The following is an 8,740-nucleotide window of genomic DNA, read 5'->3' on the forward strand; positions in this document are numbered from 1 at the left end:
AGCCTGCCGTCCCTGATAAGCACGGCCCCGACGCATGCTATGGCGTAGCTCGGGAACTCCCTCATAGGCCCGATGGCTCCCCGAAGGATAAAAAGGCATCATCTCACGTATGTGGGCGCCCTCTCAGGCGAGACCCCCCTCTTGACCCTGTGGTAGTAGTTGTAGGTCATCACCTCCTCGTCGCTCAGGAGCTCGGCGTCGACCAGCTCACCCACGAACAGCGTGTGGGTTCCGACGTCGAGGCTGGCCGTCACCACGGCCTCTAGATAAGCTACGGAATCCTCCAAGACTATTGGAACTCCCGTCTTCCCTATCTTGTAGGATATTCCCTCGAACTTATCGAAGTTCCTCCCGCTGATGAACCCGAATCTCCCTATAAGTGTCATGGGAGCCTCCCTCCTCAACACGGACACTGAGAAGGACCTGGAGTGCGTTATGCATTCATGGGTGAAGTTCTCCTTGTTTATGCAGACGGCCACCTTCGGGGGATCAGATGTCACCTGAAAAACAGTGTTCGCCACCTGGCCGTTCATCTTACCCTCGATCCTTGAGGAGACTATGTAGACCCCGTAGGAGAGCTTCCTGAGCGCCTTCGTGTCCATGGGCGAGCTTCCTGGGGAAAAATAAAAAACTTTAGTAGAAGGAGATCCTCCTGACGTTCCTGCACTTGGACAGGGCCAGCAGCTTGGAGATCCCCCTGGGGAAGGAGACCTCATCGCAGTTCCTGATGACGGCCACGTACTTCTCGAGAGTCCTCTCGTCCACGTCCTGAGAGAAAGTCAACCTCCTCACGTCCGTTATGAGCACCCTCCTGCCGAACCTCTCGAAGTCCTCCTTTGAGAGCTCCATCTCCTCTACCCCCGAGATGGGGGTGGGAGTCAGGTAGGAGATGCCCTCGCCCAAGGCCTTTCCGGCGCTCCTCATGCCATCTATAAGGGGGCCTATCCCTGTCAGGAGCTCCCCCCTGACGTCCAGCAGGAGCTTCATGGCCTCGTTCATGACCTCCCCTATGCTGATCCCCAGCCTCCTCGAGAGCTCCGCTATACCGTTGTAGAGCTCCGGGTTCAGGCCCCTTATGGTTATGTCCTTCGCGGGTACGACCTCGACCCTCTCCTCCCTCCTGGTGGACTCACTCACATCAGTCATGCATATCACACTATGAACACATGCGTTACTTGATATATAAGCATTACTGGCCTCGCATGATGCCCAGCTCCCTCAGTATCCCAGATATCCTCTCCACCACCTCCCGCGGCTCCTGCGTCAGGGGAGGCCTGACGTAGGGTTTTACCGGAGTTCCCAAAACGTGCAATGCCGTCTTGATGGCTGTGGGATAGGAGGTGGCGACATCATATATGTCCGAGAGCCTGATCAGCCTCCCGTTCTCCTCAATGGCCTCCCTCAGTTTTCCCTCAACCCAGAGGTCGTAAACCTCCCTGTGAAGCCTGGGCGTCACGTTCGCCAGGGCCGTCACGCCACCATCCCCTCCGATCATGAGAGTGAACAGAAGGAGGTGATCCATGCCGGTGAGAACGGAGAAATCCTTCCTTATGGATTTCACACTGTTTATCAGGCTTTTGAGGTAGGAGAGACTGTCCAACGTCACCTTGGCACCAGCAACGTTGCTGAACTCCCCGGCGAGCTCTCTGTATAGGTCCACCGGTATGTTTATGCCCGTCGTCGATGGTATGTTGTATATTATCACCGGGAGATCCAGCCTCTCGGCTATCCTGGCGAAGTGGAACCTCAGCCTCTCACCGCTCACCTTGAAGAAGAAGGGAGGGGTAACCACGACACCGTCAACCCCCATGTCCTTCAGGATCAGACCCAGCTCTATCGCCCTGTCGGTCGAGTTATCGCTTATCCCAGGGAGCACCCAAAGCCTTCCTCCAACCTCATCGAGTATGACCTCAACCAGCCTCACGACCTCCTCCCGACTCAGGTGAACGAACTCCCCGGTTGTGGAGTTGGGGAACAGACCGTGGGCTCCCCCCTCCAGCTGATGACGGGCCAGCCACCTCAAGGCCTCCAGGTCCAGGCTGAGGTCCTCCCTGAAGGGTGTCACCAGAGGGGTGATTATACCCCGGAAGAGCATGTTACCACTCATCGATCACGGTGGGAATAAGATAAATACGTTTTTAATGGGGTGATGCCACGGTCAGGATAGTGATCCACTCCCGCGGGCCGCCGGTCCCTCAAATGTTTAACTCATGCAGAAATTTACATCCGATGATCCCGTGGACGCGCTAATTAACATGCATTCGCGGCAGCGAGCGATGAATCAATCAATTCACCTCCGACATTTTTGTTAATAATTTTCTGATAATTCATCATTTCAGCTTTGATACTTTAAATATGTTGATCTTTTTTGAAATTTAATTGAAAAATGCTGGGGATTTGAGCCAACTTATCCGTTCAAAGCTTGGAGGGAGGACCGGGGACCGGCCGGTCAAACTGTAAATTTTTTAAAATATTCGCGGGAGGGTCCTCAGGATGGGTCATGTTCGAGATAGTCGGCAAGAGGGAGCTGGCGCCCAACATCAAGTGGATAAAAGTGAAGGCTCCTCTAGTCGCTAGGAACGCGAAACCGGGCCAGTTCGTGGTGATAAGGCTTCACGAGAAGGGGGAGAGGATCCCGCTGACCCTCTTCAGGTGGGACAAGGATGAGGGAACCATAGAGCTCGTCTTCCAAGAGGTGGGGAAGACGACCTACGAGCTGGGGACTTACGAGGTCGGGGACGCGATAGCCGATGTCGTCGGCCCCTTGGGCAGGCCCACGCACATAGAGAACTTCGGGACAGCTGTTGTCGTGAGCGGTGGTGTGGGGGCCCCCATAGGCTACTCCGTGACCAAGGCCCTGAAGGAGGCCGGCAATTATGTGATAAGCATAATAGGCTTCAGGAACAAGCAGCTCGTGATCCTGGAGGATGAGTTCAGGGAGGTGAGCGATGAGCTTCTAGTGACCACTGATGACGGCAGCTACGTCAGGAAGGGGTTCACCACCGACGTGCTGAGCGAGCTCCTAGAGTCCGGGAGGAATGTGGACTACGTCTTCACCGTTGGGCCAGTCATAATGATGAAGAAGGTCGCCGACATAACCAGGAAGTATGGTATAAAGACGTACGCGAGCCTGAACCCGATAATGGTTGACGGGACTGGCATGTGCGGGGCCTGCAGGGTCACGGTGGGCGGCCAGGTCGTCTTCGCATGCGTGGCCGGTCCCGACTTCGATGCCCACCAGGTGGACTTCGACGAGCTCCTGAAGAGGTTGGCGATGTACAGGGAGGAGGAGAGGCTGGCCATGGAGAGGTTCCTGCAGATGAGGCAGGTGAGCGTGGTGGGAAGATGAGCGGCGAGTTCAAGAGGAGGGAGGTAAAGAAGGTAAGGGTTCCCGTGCCGGAGCAGGATCCACACGTTAGGATAAGGAACTTCAACGAGGTGGCACTGGGCTACAGCCTCGAGCAGGCCCTTGAGGAGGCCTCCCGCTGCCTTCAGTGCCACGTGAAGGTGGCCCCATGCATCAAGAACTGCCCCGTCCTCGTCAACGTCCCCGGGTTCATAAGGAAGATGCTCGAGGGCGACATGAAGGGGGCCCTGGAGGTGATAATGGAGACGAACTCGCTCCCCGGGATAACAGGGAGGGTCTGCCCCCAGGAGGAGCAGTGCGAGATGAACTGCATAATGGGCAAGCTCGGCGACAAGATAAACATAGGCAAGCTTGAGAGGTTCGTGGCGGACTATGCCAGGGAGCACGGCATAAGGCCGGAGGTCAGAATAGCACCCCCGACCGGGAAGAGGGTCGCTGTTGTCGGCTCCGGTCCGGCGGGTCTGACAGCAGCCGCTGACCTGAGGAAGATGGGGCATGAGGTGGTGATATTCGAGGCCCTTCACGAGCCCGGTGGGGTGCTAGTTTACGGGATCCCGGAGTTCAGGCTGCCCAAGGAGATAGTTAGGTACGAGGTGGAGTTCCTTAAGAGCATAGGTGTGAAGATATACACGGATGTGGTCATAGGGAAGACCCTGTCCCTCTACGACCTGCTCGAGGAGTTCGATGCGGTCTTCCTGGGGACCGGGGCCGGAACGCCAAACTTCCTCAACGTCCCCGGGGTCAACTGCCTGGGCATATACTCAGCCAACGAGTTCCTCACGAGGATAAACCTGATGAAGGCCTACCTCTTCCCGGATTACGACACGCCGGTGAAGAGGGGGAGGAGGCTGGCCGTGATAGGGGGAGGAAACACCGCGATGGACGCCGCCAGGAGCGGGCTGAGGATAGGATATGAGGAGGTCTACATACTCTACAGGAGGACCAGGGAGTTCATGACAGCGAGAATAGAGGAGATAGCGCACGCGGAAGAGGAGGGAGTTAAGTTCATGTTCCTGGTTAACCCAGTAGCCTTCAAGTGCGATGAGAATGGTTGGGTCAGGGCCGTGACCCTAATAAGGAACGAGCTAGGGGAGCCCGACGAGACGGGGAGGAGGAGGCCAATCCCGATTCCGGGAAGCGAGTTTGACCTCGAGGTGGACGCTGTGGTAATAGCCATAGGCCAGAGACCCAACAGGATACTCTACCAGGAGGTCCCGGAGCTGGAGGTGACCAGGCAGGGGACCATAGTGGTGGATGATAAGTACAGGACCACCCTCAGGGGTGTCTTCGCCGGGGGTGATGCGATAAGGGGTGAGGCCACAGTGGTGCTGGCGATGGGGGATGGGAAGAAGGCGGCCCTGGCGATAGATGAGTACCTTAGGACAGGGGAGTGGCCGGAGAGGATAGTGCCCATGAAGATAGCGGCCGATTGAGCCCCGAGATCCATCATCTCTCTTTTTATATTCTCGAGGGAGCTCGCGGGGGGTTTGATTGAGCGGATCCCTGGAGCTCAGGATCAGGTCCTTCGTGAGCCTCATGCAGATCTCGCTAGGCATAGTGGTCTTCCTCACGGGGCTCATCCTATACCTAACCCCAGCCGGGAGGTTTCAAGGCAGCTTTCTGCTGAGCAGGGGCACCCTGCGCTACCTGCATCAGCTCGCGGGATTCTCCCTAGCGGGTTCATCCCTAGTGCACATATACTTCAACTTCAGGGCCCTCAAAGTTCTTGTGAGGAGGTTGTTCTCATGAGGAGGATCTCGCTCGCGATCTTGATCGGCGTGGCTTTGCTCCTGGCGACGCTCCCCCTCTGGTACCGGGGTCCAGCGGGGGCCATGGAGCTGCGCGGCGTGCTCAAGGACGTCGGCTCGAGGACGATAACTGTGGCCACGGAATCAGGGGATGTTGCCATAGAGCTCAGGGGGGAGTACTCGGGGCTGAAGTGGCACGAGGTAATAGGGATCCTCAGGGCCTACTTGGGCGAGGAGGTCTTGGTAAGGGCGGAGTACAGGGGAAGGTCCCTGGTGGCGCTGAGCCTGGAGTTCCCTAGGAGGGGGGTCAAGTTTTACTTCATCCCCTCCTAGGTAACTTGATGCCCGAGGTGGGAAGGTTCCAGGTGATGGCCCTGCTCCAGGCGGCGAGGTACTACCTCCTCAGGGGGGATCTGGATAAAGCGAAGTCCTTCGGGCTGAACAGGGCAATCTTCTACGCCTGGGCGAAGAGAACTAAGGGAAAACCCCATCAAAGGAGGGCAGCCGGGGCTTCCGCTCCCTCCATACCCAGGAGGGCGAGGGAGGTGGAGGAGCTGGGGGATGAGGGGGCATACGTGAATGAGCAGGGGCTCTTCGTCATAGGGGATGATGTGCAGAGGCCTGAGGACTACGATAGAGAGATAGTCAGGAGGATAGAGCGGGTGGTTCCTTACGAGAGGGCCTGGAAGGCGGCCCTCAACTACATCAGGTCCTTCCCGAGGGAGGTGCTCCTGGATCAGAGGGAGTTCTTCGAGAAGGTCTACCTGCCGGTGAGGGATCACTTCGATGAGCTCCTGAGGAGGTTCGGGGCAGAGTAGGTGTTCCTCTTGTCTGCCGGGATCGATGAGGCCGGGAGGGGCCCTGTGATAGGCCCCATGGTGGTTGCGGGGGTCCTCCTGTCCAGGGAAGGGGCGAGGCGGCTTAGGGAGATCGGGGTGATGGATTCGAAGCGTTTGAAAGCCGCCAGGAGGGAAGAGCTCCTCCCGATGATACTTGAGGAGGCCGATTCCTACGCAATGAGGGTGATAGAGCCCAGGAGGATAGATGAAGCCGTTTCGAAGGGAGCCCTCAATCTGCTGGAGGCTGAGGTCATGGGGGAGATAATAAGGGAGCTGAGGCCCTCATGCGCGATAATCGACTCGCCGATGAGGAACTGCAGGAGGTTCGCGGAGCTGGTCAGGGGGTTCCTAGATTTCAGCGTCAGGATAAGGGCGGAGAATTACGCTGACGCGAAGTACGTGCAGGTGGCCGCGGCATCAATAGTGGCCAAGGTGGAGAGGGACAGGAGGATCAGGGAGCTGAGCGAGCTGAGCGGGATAGAGCTGGGCTCAGGCTACCCTCACGACATGAGGACCAGAGCGGCGGTGGAGCGCATCCTGAGGGGGGAGGCCTTCCCCAGGGATCAGGTTAGGTGGAGGTGGGCCACGATACAGGGGATGAGGTCCCGCCTCATGGGGAGGGAGATAACGGACTTCCTCGAGTGACTACCTCACGACCCCAGCTATCACGCGCGCTATCTCCCTTATCTCACGCTGGGCCGATTGATCCATCCTGAGCCGGAGGAAGTGATGCCAGTCAGCCTGCCTGCCGCTCACGAAGAGGGCCGTCTTGAGGGCCGCGGGCAGCACGTACCTGGCGTCCTCCATGCTCACCCCCATCCTGAGGAGCTCCTCGTAGAGCCTCAGCCCCCTCTCTGAGTACTCCCTCATCATCTCCAGGGCCCTCCCATCCACCTCCGGAAATATGAAGCCCTCGGGCCTCGTGACCCTGCCTGATCTCTGCGTGAAGCTCAGCCTCCTGTGCCTGACGAACTGGTGAGAGGCTACCCTGGACATCTCCATCCAGAAGGCATAGAAACCGTGCCTCGGATCCGGATGGGGGGACTCTATCACGCTGTAAACAAGAGGGGATTCGCTTATCCTCCTCAGCTTCACTTCAAGCCTGGGCTCCCCCGGGCACTCCAGCCCCATTATCCTGGAGATGAGCGGGAGCTCCCTGATTGCCTCAAGGCCCAGCTCCCTAGCATCGCTCCCCAGGAGCTCAATGGCGGCCCTCGGATTCATGGAGACGATGCTGGGCTCCCCCAATGTGACCTCAACGTACTTGTGGTTCAGGAGCGACCTTGCCAGCTCGCGGTGATCGCACTCTACCCATAGCCTCACGAGGGAGTGCTCGAGGACGGAGTGATGACCCATCCTGATCACGCTAGATAGGAGCCTCTCGACCCTCCCCACATCCCCCAGTTCCCTGATTATCTCCTCGGGCCCCCCGACCTTCCTCGAGACCCTAGTGGCCAGGTAGATCACGCCCTCACCGCCCACGAGCTCCCTCCCCACGACCCTCATAGGGTGAGCGTGGCATCGGGGCCTATAAAATGGATCCCACCGTACTTCAGGTCAGGAAGCTCCGCGATAGCTCTTCAGGTGCCATCTGACCGCTGGAGAATTTTTGGGGAAAATTAGGTTCTATTGGAGCTCCTCTCCTGCTGGAGAGATCCATTCATGCTCGGGAATCTCGAGGGCCAAGCGCGGAATCATTAGATTGATCTGCGCCTTCCCAGCGTTGCAGATGCAATCCCTCCAAGATCCCACCGTTATATGAGTGTCTGGCTCACCCTCTCAGCTCCTCGGGGGAGGAGGACCTCAACCACGTGCGAGCACGACCTCATGGCCGAGGGCCGGGGAGGAGGGTTTCTGGATTAATATTGCGAATCAGGTCCTCGAGGGACGTGAAATGCGGGTCCAGCACGATCCTCCTAAAAACTCTCGAGCTGATCATGCACTCCAGGAGCATCTCCTTCATGGTGAGGGATGACTGATCAATATCAGGGCGTCAGATCCCTTCCCCCGTAGACCCCGGCTTTCAAATGGTACTATGACCAGCGGATCCCCCATGGATCTTTTTATGACTCCAAAAGATCATAGTAATCCCTTCCCGGTCGCCGGCTCACACGGGCTCCACCTCTCGGGATCACGGAGCCAGCTGACTGAAATCTTTAGACCTCCTCACGATTAATTTTATCCTCTTTCTTTAAGTCATCGTAGAGGTGACTGCTCAATCTTCTCTCAATATCAGCCGGTAGTTCGCGTTTGAGTCGCATTAGCTTGAAACCAATTGATCCTAGGATCCCAAATATTGCTAAAATAGCGAGAAAAGCCGTTAGCTTTATCACTAATATTGCCGTAGATTGTGATGTAAAGAAAATCAAGTAGCCATAACCTAGAATCGTGATAACCGACACAGCAACCAGTAGCATGCCCACCAGCCGTTCCCTCATCGGAATCCTCAGGACGCCCACGCCTGAGCTTTATAAAAAGTGAGGGTGGATCGCGCCAAGCGATGGCGCGGATCAGGAAGCGAGTGAGCGATCAAGGGCATTAGAAACCGGTCAGGAAGAGGATCAAATCAGGTGAGGGACCGCTTCGAACCATAGAATGAGTAAAGCTGATGCATCATCGGATGTCTACCTCCAGCTTGCGTGGAGTAAGGTTTTTTGGTCATGGCTGGATGGGGAGGGCGTGGCTAGGATACTCTACGTAGCATCGCTGAGGGACGTGCCTAGGGTGCACTACATGGCTAGGGTCTCGAGGAAGGAGCACGAGGTCTCCATTCTCGAGTGGGACAG

At 57.2% G+C, this 8,740-nt stretch carries 11 protein-coding genes; 6 read left to right on the top strand and 5 right to left on the bottom strand.

All coding sequences use genetic code 11. The features are described from left to right. Nucleotides 1–98: 98 nt before the first annotated feature. Genes BA066_05370 through BA066_05380 form a run of 3 tightly spaced genes read right to left on the bottom strand, consistent with a single transcriptional unit; the run spans nucleotide 99 to nucleotide 2,095 of the window. Nucleotides 99–602 (bottom strand): flavin reductase, encoded by a 504-nt coding sequence (locus BA066_05370; protein RDD53246.1) that lies wholly within the window; start codon nucleotides 600–602, stop codon nucleotides 99–101. A 31-nt stretch (nucleotides 603–633) separates the two neighbouring features. Beyond that, the gene (locus BA066_05375) at nucleotides 634–1,146 is read right to left on the bottom strand and encodes a hypothetical protein (protein ID RDD53247.1); all 513 of its coding nucleotides are present in this window, start codon (nucleotides 1,144–1,146) and stop codon (nucleotides 634–636) included. Between the two features lie 43 nt (nucleotides 1,147–1,189). Further along, nucleotides 1,190–2,095 carry a dihydrodipicolinate synthase family protein gene (locus tag BA066_05380; GenBank protein ID RDD53248.1) on the bottom strand — a complete coding sequence of 302 codons (906 nt, stop codon included), beginning with the start codon at nucleotides 2,093–2,095 and terminating at the stop codon, nucleotides 1,190–1,192. Between the two features lie 405 nt (nucleotides 2,096–2,500). On the opposite strand from BA066_05380, the gene BA066_05385 reads away from it, so the two are divergent. From BA066_05385 to BA066_05410, 6 genes are read left to right on the top strand one after another with little or no spacing between them, the layout of a single operon-like run. Next, nucleotides 2,501–3,349, top strand: coding sequence for a sulfide/dihydroorotate dehydrogenase-like FAD/NAD-binding protein (locus tag BA066_05385; GenBank protein RDD53249.1), 849 nt, complete (start codon nucleotides 2,501–2,503; stop codon nucleotides 3,347–3,349). Further along, the gene (gene gltA / locus BA066_05390) at nucleotides 3,346–4,800 is read left to right on the top strand and encodes an NADPH-dependent glutamate synthase (protein RDD53250.1); all 1,455 of its coding nucleotides are present in this window, start codon (nucleotides 3,346–3,348) and stop codon (nucleotides 4,798–4,800) included. Before BA066_05385 ends, gltA begins: the two co-directional genes overlap by 4 nt. Nucleotides 4,801–4,858: 58 nt before the next feature. Further along, a complete protein-coding gene (locus BA066_05395) occupies nucleotides 4,859–5,116 on the top strand; it encodes a DUF4405 domain-containing protein (GenBank protein ID RDD53251.1) in 258 nt (85 codons plus the stop codon). Continuing rightward, nucleotides 5,113–5,448, top strand: coding sequence for a hypothetical protein (locus BA066_05400; GenBank protein RDD53252.1), 336 nt, complete (start codon nucleotides 5,113–5,115; stop codon nucleotides 5,446–5,448). The genes BA066_05395 and BA066_05400 overlap by 4 nt, the downstream gene beginning before the upstream one ends. Before the next feature lie 5 nt (nucleotides 5,449–5,453). Then, on the top strand, nucleotides 5,454–5,933 hold the full coding sequence (locus BA066_05405; protein ID RDD53253.1) for a hypothetical protein: 480 nt from the start codon (nucleotides 5,454–5,456) through the stop codon (nucleotides 5,931–5,933). Continuing rightward, nucleotides 5,934–6,599, top strand: coding sequence for a ribonuclease HII (locus BA066_05410; GenBank protein RDD53254.1), 666 nt, complete (start codon nucleotides 5,934–5,936; stop codon nucleotides 6,597–6,599). Here BA066_05410 and BA066_05415 read toward each other — a convergent pair whose 3' ends face one another. Then, nucleotides 6,600–7,460, bottom strand: coding sequence for an FAD-dependent thymidylate synthase (locus tag BA066_05415; protein ID RDD53255.1), 861 nt, complete (start codon nucleotides 7,458–7,460; stop codon nucleotides 6,600–6,602). Between the two features lie 650 nt (nucleotides 7,461–8,110). Next, the gene (locus tag BA066_05420) at nucleotides 8,111–8,392 is read right to left on the bottom strand and encodes a hypothetical protein (GenBank protein RDD53256.1); all 282 of its coding nucleotides are present in this window, start codon (nucleotides 8,390–8,392) and stop codon (nucleotides 8,111–8,113) included. Nucleotides 8,393–8,740 lie beyond the last annotated feature (348 nt).

This window comes from Candidatus Korarchaeota archaeon NZ13-K, assembly GCA_003344655.1.
Lineage (GTDB): Archaea > Korarchaeota > Korarchaeia > Korarchaeales > Korarchaeaceae > Korarchaeum.

Excerpts from the sequence above, each read along its gene's own strand:
- BA066_05370 (RDD53246.1), bottom strand. The coding sequence starts at position 602 with ATGGACACGAAGGCGCTCAGGAAGCTCTCCTACGGGGTCTACATAGTC.
- BA066_05375 (RDD53247.1), bottom strand. The coding sequence starts at position 1,146 with ATGACTGATGTGAGTGAGTCCACCAGGAGGGAGGAGAGGGTCGAGGTC.
- BA066_05380 (RDD53248.1), bottom strand. The coding sequence starts at position 2,095 with ATGCTCTTCCGGGGTATAATCACCCCTCTGGTGACACCCTTCAGGGAG.
- BA066_05385 (RDD53249.1), top strand. The coding sequence starts at position 2,501 with ATGTTCGAGATAGTCGGCAAGAGGGAGCTGGCGCCCAACATCAAGTGG.
- gltA (RDD53250.1), top strand. The coding sequence starts at position 3,346 with ATGAGCGGCGAGTTCAAGAGGAGGGAGGTAAAGAAGGTAAGGGTTCCC.
- BA066_05400 (RDD53252.1), top strand. The coding sequence starts at position 5,113 with ATGAGGAGGATCTCGCTCGCGATCTTGATCGGCGTGGCTTTGCTCCTG.
- BA066_05415 (RDD53255.1), bottom strand. The coding sequence starts at position 7,460 with ATGAGGGTCGTGGGGAGGGAGCTCGTGGGCGGTGAGGGCGTGATCTAC.
- BA066_05420 (RDD53256.1), bottom strand. The coding sequence starts at position 8,392 with ATGAGGGAACGGCTGGTGGGCATGCTACTGGTTGCTGTGTCGGTTATC.